Below are 19,694 nucleotides of genomic sequence, written 5' to 3'. Positions count from 1 at the left end.
TAGAGCGGCATCTCGACGCCATCGGAGGAGCTGCTAGCCCAGGTCGTTCAGGAGTTTACCGCGCGTCTGGTCCGATTCAGTTATCCAATGTTCTCTAAGCTCAAGGCACGGCCGCCGAGTACAAGGACGACCTCGATCACGCCATCGAACGCGGAACGTTCAAGCCGCACGAGTCAAGCACCTTTCCAAAGATCCACCAAACGAGATGGCCCTACTGATCGCGGAGCATTTTAATTGATGGCTATATCGTCAACCGGTAAGCAATGAGGTGAGTGGCTCCGAAAGCTTCGATCAGATTGCCGCAAGCAGGGCAGTGATACTTTCAGCGCCGCCAAGCCGGCCGCTGAGGTGGGGCAGCTCATACTTCGCTTTGGCGCGAGAGCGTCGAAGGCGGCATAAACTGATCAGACGAGCAGTGATCAGCTATCTTTCGCCATGGCCGCATGGGCACGGGCCTCTCTCTACTTCACCGCGATCGTTTCCCATTTGTGCGCCCCCCTTTCAGTCCATCAAAGCGCGTCACAGGTCGTCGAGGAGCCCTAGAGTGATCGGCGCGGCGTGCCCCCGCGATTTCTCCATGTACATGTGGAGGGCCTCCGGAAATTCGCCGTGCGCGATCGCTCCATTGTTCTGAAGCGTAAGAACCAGTACTCTAAGCGCTGCGGTGGTTGCTGCGATATGCGCGGCGAGGAGTTCGCCTTCTGACGCAAGAGTCTTGGGCTAACTGATATCTCCGATCCAGCGTCGGAGCCTAAGCAATCTGCAGCCATTGTCGGGGGCCAGGATGACCGGTTCTTAGCCGCACCACTCCGCCACACGCGGGTTCGAGTTCTGCCGAGCACGGCACGCAGTTATCCAATCTCGTCCGCGACGGCGCTCGCCTTATTCCTCGCGGCCTTCAATTGTCCCCCGATCAGATGAGATCCCACGAAATCGAGATAATCGATCAATATCTGCGCTCCGTGGTTCAACTCGAAGATCGTGGGCGGCTCGATGCGGTACTCTTTCAGCTTCAGGAAGTAGGATTCGAGAGGGCCCCGTAGTTGAGCGGATATTTTCGGGCCAGATACTTCTGAACCCTACCTGAGATCGCCGCACGCTCTCGGCCATACCTCGAAGAGAAAGTCCCAGGTTGCGCAGTTCGATGGCTGATCCCACCGTCAGCCTCTCGGCTATCGCCAGCTGACCGATCCGGCCCAGGTCGGGGAACGTGGTGACCCACACTCAGCTCCACCACGAAATGGGACACGATCAAAAGAGACGCCTAGAGTAGCGTGACACCATGGTCTGGCCTTATTTGAGGCGGAAGTCGCCGGTCAAAAGGTGCAGGTGCTATATTGGGGACGGCGAAACATGTCGAATGAGCGGAAAAGCAGTGTCTGCGCAGGACAGATCTTGGTTGATGGCAGTCCAATGCGCTGCAAGGTCCGCCACCTCACGGGATCCTCCGCAATCGTTCAGACGCCTGACGCGCGTTTCGTGCCCGCAGCCTTCGGGCTGCGCGTTCCAAGCGCGGACGTTGATACGATATGCCAAGTAGTTTGGCGTGACGCACGCCGACTTGGGGTGACATTTTTGAACTAGTCGACAACAGTTGCCCAGACGCATCACCGTCCTGAACTCGGACCTTATTGAGTTGTAGGTTTGCTGGACGCATCGACTCGATGGAACTGCGTCTGTGGATCCACCGCGCGCCTTGAAGGGCGAGCCAGGGACGCTGTTCGAGATCAAGCTGCAGCCCAAGGGGCATCGTCAACCTAATCGACCCCCGAGCTGAAGGAGGCGCTTCTCAAAGGTTCGAGATTAGGCGATAGCGCCTGTCGTGGAGATCTCGCGCCAAGTCGCAAAGGCTCGCTCGCGCGAAGCGCGACGGAAGTCGGCAGTGACGGCTCCGGGATGGGGGATGTGCAAAAGGTTCGCGACCTGATCGTGAACCGACAGAAACCGTTGAGCCTGACGGGACGATTTGAAACGCTTCATGATCCGCTCGCGTCACCGCGTCGGCTGATGAGAATTCTCGGCCCGATTGTTGAGAGCTTTGTGCTGGCGATGTTCGACGTGAAAGCCCATCTTCGCCCTCGCAGCGCCGTACGAACGGAGCTTGTCCGTGATCATCACGCGCGGCGGCGTGCCGGCGGATTTCAAGAGCTTCTTCATGAGCCGCTGCGCAGCGCGCGAGTCTCTTCGGCGCTGGATCAAGACGTCGAGAACAAAGCCATTCTGGTCGACAGCACGCCAGAGCCAATGTTGTTCGCCCGCGATCGAGATAACGACTTCGTCCAGATGCCATTTGTCACCGCGAGCGGGAGCGCGCTGGCGGATCCGATCGGAGAACGCCTTGCCGAATTTCCGTCCCCACTGGCGCACGGTTTCATAGGTCACGCCAACGCCACGCGCCGCCAGCATTTCCTCGACCATGCGCAAGCTTAAGGGAAACCGGAAATACAACCAAACGGCATAGCTGATCACTTCCGGTGGGAAGCGATGGCGCCGATAAAGAGGGGCCCGGGTGGTAACGCTGATCGAATTTGTTGGCTTCGTGACGCTCGGTTACGAGGTGCGGCAGACAACCAAAATCACGACTATTGAAGCCGTTGATATCGCGCAGGCGATGACATCGTTCGATCAACTGATCATTTCGGACGGCCCCGAGGGACGCGTCGATATTACTGGTGGCGTGCTCGGAAAGCAGATCGATTCCCGCCGGAAAGCTGTCGATGAGCTGCGAGAGCGGATGACCCTCATCGTGCGCGGGCTGGTTATCAGCGCGGCCGGCGCCGCCCTTCAGGTGGCTGGCAACTTCGGCCAAGCGATGAACGCTAATTGAAAGCGGGCCGAAGGTGCCGGCCGCAGTAGCCGACTCAGTCGGGGAAACGAAGCGTCTTGCCGACAGCGATACTGAATCTCGCCCGCTCTTCGTTGTGCGTGCTCAAGTGGTTCGACAGGCCAATGAGGGCGCTGCCAGCTCCGTGAGGATCATAGCCAAGCTTGTGCAGCACGAGCGGGGCAAACCTTTCGCCTTCAGCATAGGCCAGCATCCGCGCGCCCAGCTCCCTAAGGGTCCGGCTCTTTTCCCGCCTGGCCGATACAATGTCGTCGTATCTTTTGCGGCTTCGGTCTTCCAGGGTGACAAATGGCTTCGGCAATTCCGTCTGGACATTGGCGAGGAACAACATTTGACGGCGAACTTCCATTCGCAAATCAAAAAAGGTCCTGATCGGTCGTCCAATAAATTCTGCAGCGAACCAGGCCATCACACCGGTCGCTGCCAATCCCAAATAGGAAAGAATCGGGCCCATGATCTCCTCTTGGTGATGCCGAGCCAGCGGTCATGTGACCGCTTCGGAGTTACTGCCGCGTCGGCTTGTCGATCGGGCCGCTCCGCTGTTCTATCAAGCCGAGAATAACGCCGAGCGATTCCCGGATGAACTTCGCGCCAATCTTGTCCATCTCGAATCGAAAATCCTGGCCCTGCGGGGTCTTGAAGTTGAACATCATGGTGTCTTCGGACGTTTGTCCAACTGAAGTGGACCCCGGATTTTGGACCGGCGGCTTAGGTGGTGCGGATGCCGTTCCGTTTTGATAAACGGAGCGGACCATGAAGAAGACGAGACGGAAAATCGATGCAGCGCTGAAGGCAAAGATCGCCTTGGAGGCGCTGCGAGAACAATCAACGGTGACGGATCTGGCGCAGCGCTACCAGGTGCATGTGAACCAGATTTATGCTTGGAAGAAGCAGCTTCAGGATTCAAGCGGTTCGGGCGTTCGACGCGGGCGCTGGTCGGGATGGCGAGGCGGCCCATGAACTGGAGGTCGAGAAGCTCCACGCCAAGATCGGACAATTGACGGTCGAGCGAGATTTCTTAGCCAGGAGGTCCGGAAGATGAGCGCGCCGGATCGCCGAGGATTGCTTCAGCGCGATCATGAGAGTCTATCGATCCGCCGGCAATGCCAACTGCTGAGCGTTGCGCGATCGAGCGTATATCGGCCGCCGCGGCCGGCCAATGACAACGACCTTGAGCTGATGCGACGGATCGACCAGCTGTTCACGGCCTGGCCGTTCCTGGGCTCGCGGCGGATGACGGCGATGCTCAATGGCGAAGGCTGTCGCATCAATCGCAAGCGCGTGCGGCGGTTGATGCGCAAGATGGGCATCGCGGCGCTGGGACCAAAGCCCAGAACCACAAAGCCGGCGCCGGGACACAAGATCTTCCCGTATCTCCTGCGCCATATGGTGATCGACCGGCCAAATCAAGTGTGGGCGGCCGATATCACCTATGTGCCGATCGGCCAGGGCTTTCTATATCTGGTGGCGATCATCGATTGGGCGAGCCGTGCGGTGCTGGCCTGGCGCCTGTCGAACACGATGGACGCATCGTTCTGTGTGTCTGCGCTCGAAGAGGCCTTGGCGCGCTTCGGCCGGCCTGAGATCTTCAATACCGACCAGGGCAGCCAGTTCACCAGCGCCGCCTTCACCGGCACGCTGGCCGCCACCGGCGTCAGGATCTCGATGGACGGTCGCGGCCGCTGGATGGACAACGTGTTCATCGAGCGGCTGTGGCGCTCGCTCAAATACGAGGACATCTATCTCAAGGGTTATTCGGATGGCCACGAGGCCAAAGCCGGAATCGCCCGATGGATCGAGTTTTACAATTTCCAGCGCCCCCATCAGGCGCTGGAAAACCGCGCGCCGATGGCGGTCTGGCGGGCCGGTGTCACCGGCGCATTCGGCGAAGAGGCTGTGGATATGACGCTTCTCGCAAGCGAGAAGCTTGGACAACGCTGCGCGTTGCCCACATCCCCACAGCCACAACAGCAGCAAGCAAGAGTAGCGTAAAGTATTGGGAAGAACGAACGGCAGCAGCTCCACTTAAGAAACCGGACCCGGTGGTCCTCAGCATAGGGTCCACTTCACAACATCACCCTGCTTGATCTGAAATACCCTAGCCGGGTTGGTGCCGGCATTGCGCCGCCTCTCGCACTCGGCGGCAAGGTTCATGAGGTCAGGCAAAAATTTGTCGATGAGCTCACCTGGCATCTTGATGGGCACTTCCGTACCGTCTTGGGTGACAAATGCCATCCGGGCAAATCTGCCGTCGTTAGAGGCGCCAGGGTTTTTGAAGCCAGTCACCAGCGTATCGCCGCTGGTGTCGATCTTGGTCGGTTTGTAGGCCATCGCTATTTCCTCTTTTCTTTCGCTTTCTCAGCGTTTCTCACACCGGGCGACGGCCTCGTCGGGATCTTCGGTCCAGCGAGCGTCGTAAGCGTCCTTCGGCGCGCGCCGGACGAGCTCGAGACGCCCAGTCTCGACGCCTCGCCGGATCACTCCGCCGAAATCGACGTCCACCCGTTCCCCGAGCAGCGGAATGTCCGCGCGTACCGTCAGCACGGTACCTGTCGCGTAGTCGGCTTGCGCCGCGTCCTGCGTATAGGCCTGAAACCTGACGACGTCGCCGGCGCTGAACATTTGCATTGGGGCACTCCCTGCGAATCGACGGCGATTCTACGACCGCGTTGGGCCAGCCGTCGCCCTCACTACTGACGCTCACTCGTAGTGAGGGCGGCTTTTGCCGCTGTGTCCGGCGAGCAACACCGGATCGGGAAGGGAAGCCTTCCCAAACCCTACACTTGGTCCGCTTAGGGCTGCGCCTTCCAGCGGACCAGCAAAGGCCCTGCGCAGGCCTCCCACCTCCAAGCGGCCGGGCGATTTCCCGGTACCCCGTTCGCTTTCCTTGGACATTACTCGAATCGGGAATCACCCGCACTGAGTCGCGCCCGCGCAAGCGGATTCTTTTTTCGGCAGGCCTTCAAAAAGGCGCCAGCCGCTCCCCATTTTGACGGCTTAGCAATCTTAAGGGGTTTTCCCGATGAGTAATAACAAGGACAAACTTTACGTCGAGCGCCGCGATCAGGGTGATTATGCGGTTCGCCGTGGCGGCTCGGAGCGCGCCAGCGATGTGAAGCCGACCCAACGCGAGGCGATCGAACGTGCCCGTCAGCTCAATCCCGGCCGCAGCCCGATTGTCGAGCGGGTCAAGCATACGAACGTCGGCAAGCCCGACAAGTGGCGTAAAGCCTGATCATTCGGTGGGCGTGCCGTTCGGCCAGGCTCTAGGTGATGCCCGGAGCCACGCGCAGATCCCGCGCGCGGGAATTGCGTCTCCGCCTGCGGTAACGATCCTTCACGCTTGACAATGAACGCCTCGCCGGAGGCACTCGGTCAAGCAACTGCCTACGGCACCGCTATCACTGATGCGTGCGCCGGGTGCCGTTCTGACCGGTCTCGGGGTTGCACTTGGCCCGACATCTGCCTGCGGCATCGCTATCACTGGTGCCGTTCCGGGTGCATGTCGCATGCTCCGCAGTAAGAGCTTCGCCATCCCGACCGCCTCAAGGTCAAGCCCGCGAGGCGCTACGCGGCCTTGACCCGACGCGAGGGGCTGCCATCGGCTCAAGCCGGATTCTGGCCAAAGCCCGATGATTGAGTCAAGACTTAGATTATCGTGCCTCCGTGTGGCGAACAGGACATCCTGCCCAGGTACCTAACTCGAAGATCGAGGTGAGCAGATGGATGACGTTCAACCCTCAATCGTGCGTGACGACACGCGGGAAGAAAACGCGCAGGCAGCTGGCCAATATCTTGTTGCGGGTGCCGTCTTGCTGATTGCCCATTTTCAAAAGTCGATCATCGCCTGGTTGGAAAGGCTTGAGCAGCAACACTATCGCGGTCAACGACTTGCCGCATATCGGCGCCGCCACGAATGGAAAAAAGGCGATATCCTGCATTTGGAGTCGCTTGGCGTGACACAGGCGGCACGCAGTCGCATGGAGCGTGTTTCCGGTCGCGGACGCCCTGTCGTCAAACCGCACCGTCCGCTAGACACCGCAATATTGGAAACCATCGGCGCTCTCCAGCCTCTGTTCGACGAGGCTGCCTTACCCCAGCAGAGGCGACAGGCATTCAAATCGTGGCCATGGTGGGATCACTTTGTAGAAGCTCTTTACAGGGGAGAGCGTGACCTGGCGAAGGGCCGCGACTGCAAAGGCCCATCGACGGAAGCGGAATATGCCGTAGGCGCGGCCCTAGGGATTTCGCAGGCATCGGTCCACGCCATCTGCGGAAAAATGCGGAAGATGCGGGCGGACGATCCAGAGTCGGCCAATTTTCCGAGCCTCACGCTGGCCGAATACGACAGGTGGATGCAAACAGGGATATGTTGCTGGGACTAATTGTCGGCCGTTGCGCGTCCGTGAGCGGTGAGGCGGGCCGCCGGAGCGAATTGCAGCTTCGCGGTACATTTGGCCAACCAGGAGAGCTGACGTGCCACTGCCGACAGACCGGCCACCAAGCTGGGACGAACCAAACCTGACCGCTCACCTGGAGATTCTCGAGCGGCTTATGTCGAGACGTTTGTTTTTTGTCAAAACTCGGGCGACGCAGCCTTCAGCGACGGATCGCAACGACCCGCGAGCTTGAGGACGTCGTCCACGAACTTGGTATCAGGTTGGCGAAGATGCCGAGCACCTGGATGACAGGGACCTTCGGTCCGTTCGGCGACAATCTGGCGGGCAGCGGAAAGAAGATCTGCGGCGAAGGCGCAGGGTCTCGGCGTCGACGCGAAATTCGCTGGTCGGCGGGGCTACGACGGCCGTGATCCGCCTGGCGTCGAACAAGACAGGCGACCTTGTGGTCGATGGGCAAGAGGCGCCGCGGCGAATGCGGGAAGGGTTAGGAGCGACGCCATACACACGGCGATGAGCGCGAAAGACCTTGTCACTACTGGAGGGACGTTCTTGATGCAGGCTGCGTCCCCAGGAGCATGAGCAAAAATCACGGTGTTTCTGCTGCCTATTCTGGTTTATGGTGTGTATCGCAGTTGAAACATAAGATTGCACAATGACTTGGATATGCGACATGAGCGAGAACGCGGCCCGAACCGGATCCGTCATTTACCCGCTGGTGGTCCGCGCCCTGGCGAAGCTCGGTCGTGACATTTCACTTACCCGGCGCCGGCGGCGGATCGCAGCCGAGGATTTCGCCCAACAAATGGGAGTGTCGCGGGCCACACTTCACCGGCTTGAGCGTGGCGATCCCGGCATTGCACTGAACATTCTCACGATGGCCATGTTCGTCCTGGGACGCCTCAACGCGGTCAGCGAGCTCGCTGACCCGATGAAGGACGATGTCGGCATGATGCTGACCCGGCAGGAAGCTCCTCGTCGCATACAGCGGATCAACGGCGCCCGGTCGGAGCCCAAGACAAAGGCCGAAAGCCCGAGAGAGTCGGAAATTGACGACAACAGCTATGTAGGATTCTGATGCCTACGCGGAACATATTTGTCCGACTTGGTGCCGCCGGCATTCCTGTCGGCGAATTGATGGTCGACGCAGAACCGGGCGGACGGGAGACTTCAGCGTTCACCTATGATCCCAGCTGGATTGCGCGTGCAGAGGCCTTCGCAATAGCTCCCGGCATCCCGCTCAGCCTGGTCCCGATCTACACCAACAAGGCAAACGACGGTTCATCGTTGCCTGCTCCCATCGCCGATGGCACGCCCGATTCCTGGGGACGTGCCATCATCAAGATGGCGCTCGGAGGTCGTACGTTGACAGACCTCGATTTGCTGGAGGCCGACGACTTCCTGCGTTCCGGCGCACTCAGATATTTCGATAGTCCCGACAAGAATGCGACCGCCCTGGCGCCGCCGAAGTCCGGTCCGGAACAAGTGATTATCCCGCGGCTTCTCGACCTCGAGCAGATCGTCGTAGAGGCGCGAGCTTTCGAGAATGACCCCACTCTCTATCGGGAGAACCGCGCCCGAACGGTCGGTGGAGACCTTCTGCGGAACGCCATCGGATCGCTGGGCGGCGCGCGACCAAAGGTCAACGCCAGGGCAGAAGACGGCTCGCTGTGGATCGTGAAGTTAGCCAAGATCGACGATCAGTACGCTATCGCGCGCGCCGAAGTCATGGCGCTCAGATTGGCCGAACGCGTCGGAATTTCTGCTTCGAAGGCGGACGTCCTGCCAAGCAGCCTGCAGTTTCCAGTGGCGATCGTCAAACGTTTTGATCGCAATGACAAAGGAGCGCGGATCCCTTTCATTTCGGGGCAAACCTTCATGGGTTTACCTGGGGCCGAGCCGGGAAACTACGTCGACGTAGCCATGCAGATGCGAGTCTGGTCGAAAGAGCCGAAGGCTGACATGGCTGAGCTTTTTCGACGGATGATGTTTAATGTGCTCATCCAAAATACCGATGACCATCTGCGGAATCTCGGCTTCCTTTATCGTGGCGCCGGGAAATGGGGCTTGTCGCCGGCGTTTGACGTCAATCCCGTTCCGGAGATCGGCACGAGACTGAAGACGGCAATCTCCGAGCTGCATGGCAACGTTCTCGACATCGACGCGGTGATCGACGCGGCTCCCTTTTTCGATGTCGATACCAGCGCCGCTAAATCCATTGCATTGGCAATGGCGACCACAATCAAAAATGAATGGCGCGCGATTGGCAGCAAAGTAGCAATGACGGCTGCCGAACTTAGGACCATTGCTCCTGCGATGGATAATGCACAGGTCGAGCGGGCCCTGGCTCTGGGACAGCCGATCATTCCCAGCGTGGCTGGCTTGGGAGATGCTGACGCCGATCGCCGGCAAGAGGCGACGAAGGAGACCGTGGCGAAGAAGCCCTCGACCGCGCGTCAGCGGAATTCGGCCCGGTGATCATAACCTCTGAACGTGGCATTCGATAACGACCGACCGAACCACGATGCCCGCGAGCTACACAAAAAGGCCGCCGCTCGAGCTCCGTCTTGGTTCCATCGAGAGATAGCCCTATTGAAGTCTTTGCGATGGCCGTCGGTCGGATCCCCACTCGCCCCCCTCTGTGTTTTCGAGGACGGCGGAGGCCGAGTCGAATGTCTCGCCGTCGAGGCGCTGGCGCACTGCGCTCACGAGAATATCGGTACGCTGGCCGACGGGTGCTCCCGGCACCTGCTGACTTCGGCTTCGCGGTTGACGAAAATGTCGGCAATCGCGAGCTGAAATCAGTTTCACACCCTGTGAGCAATTCGAAGGTCCTGGAAAGCTGAATTCGTGATTCCTTGCGCGTTATTTTTGTTGCATCTGATTTCAAGTAGCTGCGCAGCCAGCCATGTGGCCGACCACCATAGCTCGGAAAGCCGGCGATCATGCTTGGCAGCCTCGCGCTGGGGAGGGAGGGTCGCAGTCCGTGTTTGGCAGTGCACGAACCCCGTCATCGCCGCGGAAGACCGCGATTCGTTGGATCGCCTATAGAAGAAGTCGGGTCGCAACATCTATATCGAAATCGTGCGCCTCAAGGACGGCACGGTCGAGAGGACCATGCGCCGGATAGGTCGGCTGATGGGGTCCGGGTCGGATTAGACCGCTCAACCTTGGCAATATGACCGATGAGGATCGGCCCACCTTGCAGAGGGGCAAAACTCCGAGCGTACGTCGCATATGGCTTTATCTTCGCGGCAAGCCAAATCGTGCCGGCTTACCCTCCAGGCGGACCAGACCGAGCATCTGATAGGCCTTGGATAGCTTCCCAAAATGGCGAGCCACGGTCGCCGACCAAGGCAAGTCTGGATCGTCATTGATCAGACGCGCGGAAATGGCACCCTCGCGTTCCACGAGGCGCTTGAGCCCAAGCAAGAGGTCATCCGTGCGATAGCCAAGTTTGGGACGCTGCCCCGGATGACGCCGCTGACGCCTGATTGTTTTGCCATGACGCTTGCGCTGGCAGGCCGCCAGCATGATTTGCGAATGCGTCTCGAGCGGCAGCTTGGCCAAGGCCTTCGCCTGGGTGAACGAACCAAATCGCTTCACGAAATGATAGGCGCCGGGCGTATCCTCATCCCAGTCGAGAAGATTCTGCGTTACATATCCGTGCTCGCTGTGAAGGCGGCGCAAGGCCTGCAGAAGCTCCGCGTCACTCCAGCGGACGCCATGAATATAGTTGTTGCCGCCGCCGTCCTTCCTCCGTCTCCACCCGTCGCGCTGTATCTCGCCATGGGTTGGCGCGGGCAGTGCCGCCTTGCGCAGCGCATTCGCGAGGGAACCGAAGCGAAAGCGGATATGCCTCGGACACGGCAAGTCCGGGCAGCATTCGATAAGCCGGTTCGAGATCCGGCCCTTCGCGGCATGAAGCTGCTGCAGCCCTATGATGACGGCAGCTTCCGTCCAATATCTCCCGTTGTTGCCAAAAAAAATCCTGGTGGTGGGATCGTAGCCGGCGGCGGCGTAGGCAGTACAAAGCGAGCCCAAGTGGCGATCGATAGTGTCCGCGGACGGAGCGCCATCGGTGCTGTTGAGCAGCCGTTGGGATAGATGCCCGTTCTTTTCGAGCAGTCGCTTCAGCGATGCGATGATCTTCTCTTTGTCCCAACGCCGGTTGCCGACAGCCAAACGCTCCTGTGCCCTGCGGAATTGTGCAGGCGATACGATCGGTTCGAATGCTTGAAAACGCGTCCACGTCGATTCCGGGTTCTTTGTCGCGTGGCCCTGCAACCGTTTTGTGGTGACATTGTAGGTCATCCGGCCCACACAGAGTTCGCTGGCGAGGATCCTGTGAATGGTCGTCTCCGAAAGCGCTTTGCCACCATAAGCCTTCACGCCCGCCTTCGCGAGCCGTCGTGCAATCTCATAAATGGACATCTTGTTACGTGCGTAGAGCTTGAATATGCGCCTGATCACCTCAAGTTCTTCGGCGGGACCCGGGACGACCACCACCTTGTCTTGGCTGAGAGCCTTGTACTCGCCTCTCTTCAGGATCTGCCTCGGCCTTCGCTTGGCGTCCACGAGTTGCCGCCTGAAACCGTAGAGTAGCCCGCCGCCTTGGCGGAAGCCAAGTTGCGCTTGCTGCCGATGCGCCCGCGACAGTTTTCCGGAAAGCTCGCGACTATATTCGCTCGCCATAACGCGCTTCAGGTGCTTGATGATGGTTGTGATGGGAGCGACATCTTCCCCGAACGGTTCACCACAATACACGACGCGGACGCCAGCCTGTCGGCATAGAAACTCGTAGTGAGCGGCCTGGTCGGGATTCTGAAACCGCCCCCAGCGGCTGACATCAAGAACCAGGATGACATCGAAAGCGCGCGGCGTCGCAAGCGAATCGCTGAGCAGCTGTTTCAGCGCATCTCGACCTTTCAGCGAAAGACCACTTTTTCCAGCATCAATGTATGAGGCGACGACCGCATAACCATGCAGTTCAGCATACTCCGCAATCGCATTCTGCTGGTTCTCAGTCGAGTATTGTTGATTTTCCGTCGACATGCGCAGGTATTGCGCCGCGCGCACCTGGCCGTCGCTCATGATGCGTGACGATGGCACAGGTCCATCTCCCCGTGGCAACGCTTTGGATCTGCACCTTATCCGATGTTCTTCCTAAAGTTGAGAGTTAGTTTTGCCGGATAGCCCGCTGCAAACCTGTACACCGGCACGCGGGCGGGTGCCATTGCTACCGCTTCGCCTTTCCGGGTTGAAAGTCATTTGTCGATTTGCAGAACGGGATTTTTTACCGGCTCGCGATGGGAAAGCGGGTCAGCATGAAGCGGCAAACGCCAGTACCGTTGCCAAGTCGGTTGCTGGCCCATCTGCGGAGGTGGTCGCGGCTAGGTATCGCGAAGGGCCACTTCGTGGAGTGGAATGGCAGGCCTGTGGCATCGGTCAAAACTGGCTTTGCATCTGGGGTGCGGATTGCCGGCCTAGACGTGACCACTGGCAACGTGACGCCCCACACCCTTCGACATACCGCAGCGACGTGGCTGATGCAGCACGGGGCTCAGCGGGGTTCCTGGGTATGAGCGAGAAGACGTTACGCGAGACCTATGGCCACCATCACCCGGACTATCTGCGCGGCGCAGCGAAAGCTGTTGGTGCGCGGCTAGTTTCCCAATGAACCCTTCAACTGGTTCAGGCCCTCCTGAATTCTAGCCCTGACCGCCAGATAATCACCATAGCTAGTCGGATCCTCTCCACTAGAGCCGCCAGAACAACTCTTATGCAAACCGTTGACTAACGCGTCCAACTCAGCCTGAGCAGTATTGATCTGTTGCGCCGCTTCGGACGTCTGACGTTTTGTCAAAGACAATTTCGCTTCGTTCAGCGCATTCACAGCACTGCTTCCGTGCGCCTGCAAACCAGGCCAGCCAGGCTCAGGTGGCACCCCGTGCGGCCCACCTGAGCAGCCGCTGCTTGCCGAACCCATCAACGTTTGAATCTGAAAGACAGCAGCGCCAAGTGCCTGCACTTGCGCAGCAGTCTTTGCAGCCTGCGCCGTTGCCGCCTGCGCTTGCGCAGCTTCCTTGGCCGCCTGGGCTGCAATCGCGGCATTCGCAGCGTCGGCAGCCTTTTGGGCGTCGATCGAGGATTGCACTGCGAAGAGGAGAGTGGGAGTCGCGAGGAGAACGCATACGAAAACGGCGTACAACCCGGTAACCCAGCTCACCGGATCACCTGGCGACCACAATCTCCACTTTCTCTCGGCTGAACGCTGGAACTCCTTTGCGGGGAGAACCTTCACCGCATTCCAATTTCGCAATGGATCCCAAGAAAACGTTGCGGCGTTGGGCTTCTTGTCGAGCAGGGCTTCACGGGCCTTGCTATAACCATGGGCGATGAGCGCGGTAGCCTCTTCCGGCGTAAAGCAATCCAAATCGGTTCTCACATTGATCAGCGCACGCTGAGCTTCCGGCAAAAGAACCGTTTTGTCATTTAAATCGCGAATTGACTCCCTTATCTTAACTCGAACAAACGGAATTCCTGCCTGCCCGGTGGTCCCTGTCGAGTGCCTTTGCAATTCCTCAAGCTGCAAAACGCTTACCCGCTTCATGAGAAGATCGCTGGCTCTAACATTGCGGTTTACAGGAAACGAGTACTTCGTGTCGAAATCCGAATCGAAATTTCCCTCGGCGTCGCTGATGATGATGGATCCGAGCGGTATGTCTTGTTCGCGGCCCGACCTACCTTTCACATATTTTGCGACCAGACCCCCGATGCCCAAGTTGTCAAAGACGCCGCCATCTGTGAGGCACTGGTCGTCACCAAAATCACTTCGATTGCAGGACAGCGTAACATGTGAGATTTCGACCGGTGGAAACAAAGGCGGGAATGCCGAAGAAGCTGCGACCGCATAGGCCACCGGCAAGCCGAGCGCTTCTATCGGTTTTTCTATAACGCAATCCTTGTACCAGCCGAAGCCGGCTTGATCGAAATAGCATGGGTCCCCGGCCGAAAGACTTGTACAATTAAATCTCACTGCTGGACGGCCGTCGCATCGAAGATCGCCGATAGTTGCTTCACGATTTGTCGCCGCCGATCGAAATAGGCCCGCATATTGACGTTGCAACAAATTGACAAGTGACCACCGCCCATCCTTCGGAATTGCGAAACGTGGCAGCACGGTGGAACAGCCGAGCAGCCAACGCCGAAGCACCCGCCCGCGAATGTCGGTTTTGACAAAATCCAAGACTTCGCGTGCCGCGGCCTCGAAGTCTTCTTTTGAACCGGTGTATCTCTCCCAATTTAGGATGAGATGCGCCGCAAAAATACTGCCGCCAGAGACCGCACTGACCAGCTTGACCTGTTTCAGCAGATCACTTTCGAATAGAAACCTCGCTACGCCGAGGTGAAATAAGGTTGCCCGAAATCCTCCACCGGACAGCGCCAGTCCGATCCGGTCGTCCGCATCACTCATGGTTGAGCCCCACTATAACGACAGCCGCGGGGCTAGGCCCCACTAGAACGTACCGAAGGTGCTGTTTTCCTTCAAGTCGAGACAGCTCGGCTGTTCTACCGTCAGGCGAATAAGCAGCGTCTCGACAAGATTATCCGCTCCAGGGACGGGGACACGAGTGGCATCGAGGGTTCGAAGAAGGCCAATCGTGGTATGTTAGCGGCCCGCTATGGCTTGACGATGCTTGCAGGCGTTAGCACGGATTACGGCGCCTCATCAGAAGGACTGGGAGTGCGTTGAAGTGACGGTCACGCGCCGGAAGCTCAGTAAGAACAACGCAAGGTAGGCCCTATGGTTGAGGACATACCGGCCCACGCGGCCGCCTACGTGCAGATCAGAACGGCACTGCACAAAATCGAGACCCGCACGGAGGACGGGACACTGCTCGTGCTCAAGGGGCACCTGGTGCTGGAAGAGCTGATCCGGGCAAAGCTCGACGCCGCGCTGCAGGACCCAGCCCAGCTCCGCAAAAGCCATCTCACCTTTTTCAATCTCCTGTGTGTAGCTCGGGCGGTCTTTGGCGATGTTACGGACGACAAGTACGGCGAGCCCAAGTCAATGTGGGACGTGGTGGAGGCGTGGAATACGCTCCGAAACAAGCTCGCTCACCGCATTGAGCCGACCGATACGAAGCAGCTGCTGGGCCGCATCGTTTACTGGGTGCCGGACTGGAAGCACGAACTTGAGACTGAGGATGCGCAGAACGCATTGAGCGTGGTGATCGGTATGCTCATCGCCAGGCTGGGTGAGCTGGCGGGAGCCGGAGCCAAGCAACAAACAGAAAATAAATCCGGGAGGTGAACTATCTTTTCGATTTTTGTGCCGATACCTAGGAAGTCCCCATAACGGAGGCTTACATGACTACATTACGCGAAGTGATTGTTTACATCGTCCGTCGCCGTTCCGGCATTACCGACCGTCAGCTTACCGAGGCCATCTACGGCTCTGACGAGCGGCACCAGCAAGTGAACGCAGAGTGCCGGAATTGCTCGGAGATCGAGCGGCGACAGGGGGCGGTGCATATAGAAAACTACATACGAGAGCCGGCGGTCGCGCTGACCGGACAGGGAACGAACATTGATTGAGAAAGTGAAGGTACTCATTGTCGAATCGAGCGGGCCGCAGGATTTCTATTCCGAAGAGTTGGATGGCCCGCTCACCTATAACCTGACCAAGCTGCTCAGCATCGACGCCCGGCTCGTCTATGCGGTCGACGCGAAGCATTTCAAGAAAGCGGTCGCTCGCGCCGCAAAGCTGCATTGCAATGTGCTGCACGTTTCCTGTCATGGGCGTGAAGAGGAATCAGCCTCACCGATGACACATCGATCGACTGGCCCGACTTCGTCCAGATATTCACAGACAACCGTTACAGTCCGAAGGCGCTTGTCATGTCTTCATGCTGGGGTGCGGTCGACGAGATAGCCGACGAGTTTGAGAAGGTGAGGTTCAAGCCCGACATCATCTTCGGCGCGACTGATGACCGGTGTTACAACGAATACGCCGTAGCCTGGACGATCCTGTACAACGCATTCTCACAGGAAGGTGTTGACAGGGATGTTGCGCGGGAAGCGTTGCGCGCCATCTACGTAACCGCACACAAGAACTTCCGGTACCTGCGCTGGCACGACGGCAATAAGGAATACGTCCAGTTCCCAGGTGATAACCGGAAGTACGAGATCATCGAGAAGTCGAAAGGCTCGAAGAAAAAGGTTTCTACTGCTTCCGGCTAGTCTTGGACAAGTTCTCAACTGCCTGCTGTACCGTCAGTTCATGTCCTAGAGGCTCGGCAATGACCGCCGCGGGCACTCGCTCGACGACCACGAAGCTTTCGGTGATTGCCCCCTTAGCCTTGTCTAGCACCCAGCTTGGGACCTTTGATAGGTCGGAACCGTGGCTGGGTGTGCCGTCTTGATAAGCGACGGCGATCTCTTGCCATTTAAGTTGGATGTAGCTGTGCTTCTGCATCCCCGTCGTATGCGGATTATCGACGCGCACGCTCCACTTGTTGTCTATTGTGTATTGCCTGCCCTCGGGCAGAAATTCCGCCGCTCGTTGCGCTGCGACGGCATCGTCGGTTCTGAAATAAATGAAATCCATTGTCCCCCCACTCCGCGTTGACATCGACCCGGATGCTATGCTGTTTCCATATGGCCCCAAACTGCCTATCAGCAGACCCTTCCGTCGGTCCGCGACTGGCATCCGGTAGTCCGACTCCAGTTGTTCCTCGCTGCATATTGTGTGCCGCGCTTGGCCGTCGAAAGATTCGGGCATCCATCGGGAGCATCGGCGTCCGTTACTGCGGTCGTTGCCATCGAGTACCTGACCAGCTCACGGTCCGCCGTCGAGAGACGAAGGGTGATGTGGAGCGCATTTTGCAGCGGATCGCGTTCATGACGGGCTACACGTTCGCGGGCATCAACTGGAAAAAAGTGCTTGGCTCATTTCACCAAGCCGAATGGACAGTTGCACACTGTCCCCGTCGGCGGCGCTATGCGCGCATAGCTCAAAGAGCGCCCATCAGTCTTCCGGCACCCCGCGCCAGGCCATCGACCTGATTCTGTGTGAGGACGTAGCGCGCCTCATACCGGAGGCCGCTCTTCTCAGTGTCGGACGCCTTGCAGATCATCATCCCGGCCTGCGGCGAGACTTCCCGCTTGACCAACGCTGCGAGGGCCGGGTGTCCCTTGCCTGACCGCGCCGTGCGGAAGAGGGAGGCATCGGCCAGCTGATCGCCGAGCACTATCCAGCCGTGTCCGTCCCACGACGGGTCTGATTGGCTGAAGCGCTTGCCGTCCAGCTCGCCATCTTCTCCGAAAACGCGGACACTGTCGGCGAATAGCGACCCGACCACGACATACGCTTTCTGCTTCACGTGCTTCTCCAGCAAAACGGAATGGAGGGAGCTCATGGCCAGGCATGCGGCGGGGATCGGCGGGAAATGCTTTAGCAGATCGGTACCGGTCGCGGCGAGCGCAGTACGATCAGCATCACTCAGCGAATACGCGGCATATGCCCCAGCTTCTTCAGGCGAGAATGAAGCCGCGATGAGTGGCTTGATGTCCAATCGTTTTCCCTCGTGCCGGTTGACAGCCGGTGGATGCTATACTGCTTTCGTGGAATCTATCTACAGGTTTGTCGCCAAGCGGCGGGACGACTGCCGCTCCAACATCAACACGATCACCGTGGGTAGGCCGCTGCTATATCCGCTTTCGAGGTGTGAGCGGACCAGAGGCGACGCGGATGCGTCGCTGTCAACGTCGCCGATCTGCACGTTCCGTTCGTAGGTTCTCAGTCGGTCGAAGGGCCGTTCCGATCACGGAATACAGCGTGTGACCGCGAATCGAAATGCGAAATTGCCGCCTAAACTACGATCACGCGGGAGAAATGGTCGCTAGATAGAAGATACAGAAGCAGTTTGCGGACTGCTGAACCTTCACTCGGACCAACGAAGCGAGGCATTTCTGGTGCGGTGACCAACAGCTTACGAAACGAAAACCAGCTAAGTGATTGATCTATTGGTGGGCCCGGCAGGACTCGAACCTGCAATCAGACCGTTATGAGCGGCGGGATAAAGATCGGCTTGGTTGATTTGGCAGCGCTTTTGTTCGAGTTTGATCGCGTTCGTTGCGTTTCGGTGAGCTCGTTTCTGGCGCGAAACTGATGCGGTCATCGGCTGTCGAAATTGAAGGAGTTGGACATTTGCCGCGATCGGCATTGTGTCGATTTTTACTTTCGGATTTTCAAACCGCTCATCCGGGAAGATCAGGCTAGAAGGTCACGGTGACGACGATGGTGTCGGCGTAGGCTCCTGGAGGGGGTGAGGTTTGCGGTGGAACGCGCCCATGTCGAGGCCGATCGAGCACGGGGTCGTATTGGTGCACTTCACTGATATCGTTCCAACGCCGTCAATATTCGACGTCAACAGCGAAGCGTTACCGAAGTTGAGTGGCGTGGTCGAAACAATGCAATTTCCGGCGATTGTCGCCGTCCAGGGGGAGGAGCCCGCATTTGTCGTCGTTCCCGGGCTCGACGAACAATTCGGGCTTGTTAGAAGATAGGCCGCGTAGGCGGCGACCGGAGAGGTCGTACTCCAGACGTAGGTCCCGGGTATTGTTGCCTGCATTTCTCCCGAGCCGACTCCTTGTCGCGCCGGCGCGTCAGCTCGGTCACGTCTCGTCTCCGATCGGCGAGCGTTGCCAAAGCTGCAGCAGCTCGGCGGCTGGGCGCTGCCTTGCGGCACTTCTGACAGTGCAGCCGGCCGGCGAGGTCGTGAACGTAGGTCGTGGCGACGTGGCGTCATCGAACTGGCGGCCGGATCGCCAGTTCGGTTGGCTCATTCGGGAACACCTCGGCGAGCGCCCTGCTGCGGAAGTCTGGACACAGTCGAAGGGAGCAACCGATGACGCACAGCTGATCGAGCTGGGGCGCCAGTTTGTCGAAATATCGCGGCTCCGTGATGCGGCCAGCGACGAGACTCACCGGCTTTACGAAATCGGTGCTGACCACACGGCGGCTGAAGACGCGTTTGAGGATGCCATGGACCAAATGCGAACGATGTTTGCCCGCATGATCACGATGCGCCCCACGACTATCGAGGGCATGCGGGCGATAGCCTCAGCAGTGCTTCACTTCGAGTGGGACGGCGAAAATGTCGAGTTCACCGAAGGCTGCGTCGAAGGCGTGGCCCTCGGCGTGCTTGTCGCTGGCCTGCTGGACAAGCCGCTTCCAGACTTGCCCGACTGGGCTGCTGTTTGGATCTGATCCGACCCAAGAAAATACGCCGCCGGTCTCAAAAATACACGCCCGGCGGCGTTTCCTTCCTGAACTGGGACGCTGAAATCCCCAGCACGGTCTCAATTGCAGCGCCTATGCCAGATTGGCTCAGGCTGCCGGCAGCTGACGGCAGGTGGTTAAAACAAAACCAGCCTTGCTGCAC

At 58.7% G+C, this 19,694-nt stretch carries 19 protein-coding genes and 2 pseudogenes; 11 read left to right on the top strand and 10 right to left on the bottom strand.

The features are described 5' to 3' along the window. Nucleotides 1-1,757: 1,757 nt before the first annotated feature. Nucleotides 1,758-2,523 (bottom strand): annotated as a pseudogene (locus ACOIX3_RS28565) (IS6 family transposase). Here ACOIX3_RS28565 and ACOIX3_RS28560 point away from each other — a divergent pair. Continuing rightward, nucleotides 2,510-2,827, top strand: coding sequence for a hypothetical protein (locus ACOIX3_RS28560; RefSeq protein ID WP_420965321.1), 318 nt, complete (start codon nt 2,510-2,512; stop codon nt 2,825-2,827). The pseudogene ACOIX3_RS28565 and the gene ACOIX3_RS28560 overlap by 14 nt on opposite strands. A gap of 34 nt (nt 2,828-2,861) precedes the next feature. Here the strand turns inward: ACOIX3_RS28560 and ACOIX3_RS28555 are convergent, their stop codons facing one another. Beyond that, entirely contained in the window at nt 2,862-3,299 is a 438-nt protein-coding gene (locus ACOIX3_RS28555) for a hypothetical protein (RefSeq protein ID WP_420965320.1), read from the bottom strand. A 49-nt stretch (nt 3,300-3,348) separates the two neighbouring features. Beyond that, complete coding sequence (locus ACOIX3_RS28550) at nt 3,349-3,495, bottom strand: hypothetical protein (protein WP_420965319.1); 147 nt, start codon at nt 3,493-3,495, stop codon at nt 3,349-3,351. A 103-nt stretch (nt 3,496-3,598) separates the two neighbouring features. On the opposite strand from ACOIX3_RS28550, the pseudogene ACOIX3_RS28545 reads away from it, so the two are divergent. Continuing rightward, a pseudogene (locus tag ACOIX3_RS28545) lies at nt 3,599-4,693 on the top strand (IS3 family transposase); the annotation flags it as partial. 201 nt (nt 4,694-4,894) lie between these two features. On the opposite strand, the gene ACOIX3_RS28540 reads toward ACOIX3_RS28545, so the two are convergent. Both ACOIX3_RS28540 and ACOIX3_RS28535 read right to left on the bottom strand, forming a co-directional pair. Continuing rightward, nucleotides 4,895-5,176: a hypothetical protein gene (locus ACOIX3_RS28540; protein ID WP_420965318.1), complete on the bottom strand. Its 282-nt coding sequence runs from the start codon at nt 5,174-5,176 to the stop codon at nt 4,895-4,897. 27 nt (nt 5,177-5,203) lie between these two features. Then, complete coding sequence (locus ACOIX3_RS28535; protein WP_420965317.1) at nt 5,204-5,473, bottom strand: hypothetical protein; 270 nt, start codon at nt 5,471-5,473, stop codon at nt 5,204-5,206. A 394-nt stretch (nt 5,474-5,867) separates the two neighbouring features. Between ACOIX3_RS28535 and ACOIX3_RS28530 the strand changes: the two genes are divergently transcribed. The 4 genes from ACOIX3_RS28530 (at nt 5,868) to ACOIX3_RS28515 (ending at nt 9,720) form a co-directional block, all read left to right on the top strand. Beyond that, nucleotides 5,868-6,080, top strand: a complete 213-nt coding sequence (locus ACOIX3_RS28530; protein WP_420965316.1) for a DUF2188 domain-containing protein — start codon at nt 5,868-5,870, stop codon at nt 6,078-6,080. 487 nt (nt 6,081-6,567) lie between these two features. Then, complete coding sequence (locus ACOIX3_RS28525) at nt 6,568-7,230, top strand: hypothetical protein (protein WP_420965315.1); 663 nt, start codon at nt 6,568-6,570, stop codon at nt 7,228-7,230. Nucleotides 7,231-7,915: 685 nt separating this feature from the next. Continuing rightward, entirely contained in the window at nt 7,916-8,320 is a 405-nt protein-coding gene (locus ACOIX3_RS28520; RefSeq protein WP_420965314.1) for an XRE family transcriptional regulator, read from the top strand. Nucleotides 8,321-8,379: 59 nt separating this feature from the next. Continuing rightward, nucleotides 8,380-9,720 (top strand): type II toxin-antitoxin system HipA family toxin, encoded by a 1,341-nt coding sequence (locus ACOIX3_RS28515; protein WP_420965313.1) that lies wholly within the window; start codon nt 8,380-8,382, stop codon nt 9,718-9,720. A 765-nt stretch (nt 9,721-10,485) separates the two neighbouring features. On the opposite strand, the gene ACOIX3_RS28510 is transcribed toward ACOIX3_RS28515, so the two are convergent. Continuing rightward, a complete protein-coding gene (locus tag ACOIX3_RS28510) occupies nt 10,486-12,336 on the bottom strand; it encodes a recombinase family protein (protein ID WP_420965312.1) in 1,851 nt (616 codons plus the stop codon). Between the two features lie 215 nt (nt 12,337-12,551). Between ACOIX3_RS28510 and ACOIX3_RS28505 the strand changes: the two genes are divergently transcribed. After that, nucleotides 12,552-12,827, top strand: coding sequence for a hypothetical protein (locus ACOIX3_RS28505; protein ID WP_420971813.1), 276 nt, complete (start codon nt 12,552-12,554; stop codon nt 12,825-12,827). 80 nt (nt 12,828-12,907) lie between these two features. Here ACOIX3_RS28505 and ACOIX3_RS28500 read toward each other — a convergent pair whose 3' ends face one another. Continuing rightward, nucleotides 12,908-14,719 (bottom strand): patatin-like phospholipase family protein, encoded by a 1,812-nt coding sequence (locus ACOIX3_RS28500; protein WP_420965311.1) that lies wholly within the window; start codon nt 14,717-14,719, stop codon nt 12,908-12,910. Nucleotides 14,720-15,049: 330 nt separating this feature from the next. Here ACOIX3_RS28500 and ACOIX3_RS28495 point away from each other — a divergent pair, with 330 nt between their 5' ends. From ACOIX3_RS28495 to ACOIX3_RS28485, 3 genes are all read left to right on the top strand, one after another. Beyond that, nucleotides 15,050-15,559, top strand: a complete 510-nt coding sequence (locus ACOIX3_RS28495; RefSeq protein ID WP_420965310.1) for a hypothetical protein — start codon at nt 15,050-15,052, stop codon at nt 15,557-15,559. Between the two features lie 56 nt (nt 15,560-15,615). Continuing rightward, the gene (locus ACOIX3_RS28490; RefSeq protein ID WP_420965309.1) at nt 15,616-15,843 is read left to right on the top strand and encodes a hypothetical protein; all 228 of its coding nucleotides are present in this window, start codon (nt 15,616-15,618) and stop codon (nt 15,841-15,843) included. A gap of 303 nt (nt 15,844-16,146) precedes the next feature. Beyond that, nucleotides 16,147-16,488, top strand: a complete 342-nt coding sequence (locus ACOIX3_RS28485; protein WP_420965308.1) for a hypothetical protein — start codon at nt 16,147-16,149, stop codon at nt 16,486-16,488. Here ACOIX3_RS28485 and ACOIX3_RS28480 read toward each other — a convergent pair. From ACOIX3_RS28480 to ACOIX3_RS28470, 3 genes are all read right to left on the bottom strand, one after another. Next, entirely contained in the window at nt 16,472-16,855 is a 384-nt protein-coding gene (locus ACOIX3_RS28480; protein ID WP_420965307.1) for a hypothetical protein, read from the bottom strand. The genes ACOIX3_RS28485 and ACOIX3_RS28480 overlap by 17 nt on opposite strands. 406 nt (nt 16,856-17,261) lie before the next feature. Further along, nucleotides 17,262-17,822: a hypothetical protein gene (locus ACOIX3_RS28475; RefSeq protein WP_420965306.1), complete on the bottom strand. Its 561-nt coding sequence runs from the start codon at nt 17,820-17,822 to the stop codon at nt 17,262-17,264. Nucleotides 17,823-18,533: 711 nt separating this feature from the next. Then, nucleotides 18,534-18,881, bottom strand: a complete 348-nt coding sequence (locus ACOIX3_RS28470) for a spore coat protein U domain-containing protein (protein ID WP_420965305.1) — start codon at nt 18,879-18,881, stop codon at nt 18,534-18,536. Nucleotides 18,882-19,006: 125 nt separating this feature from the next. On the opposite strand from ACOIX3_RS28470, the gene ACOIX3_RS28465 reads away from it, so the two are divergent. After that, nucleotides 19,007-19,519 (top strand): hypothetical protein, encoded by a 513-nt coding sequence (locus ACOIX3_RS28465; RefSeq protein WP_420965304.1) that lies wholly within the window; start codon nt 19,007-19,009, stop codon nt 19,517-19,519. Nucleotides 19,520-19,694: the final 175 nt, after the last annotated feature.

This window comes from Bradyrhizobium sp. B120 (assembly GCF_049075665.1).
Classification (GTDB): Bacteria; Pseudomonadota; Alphaproteobacteria; order Rhizobiales; family Xanthobacteraceae; genus Bradyrhizobium.
This window is presented reverse-complemented; position numbering and strand designations above follow the sequence as displayed.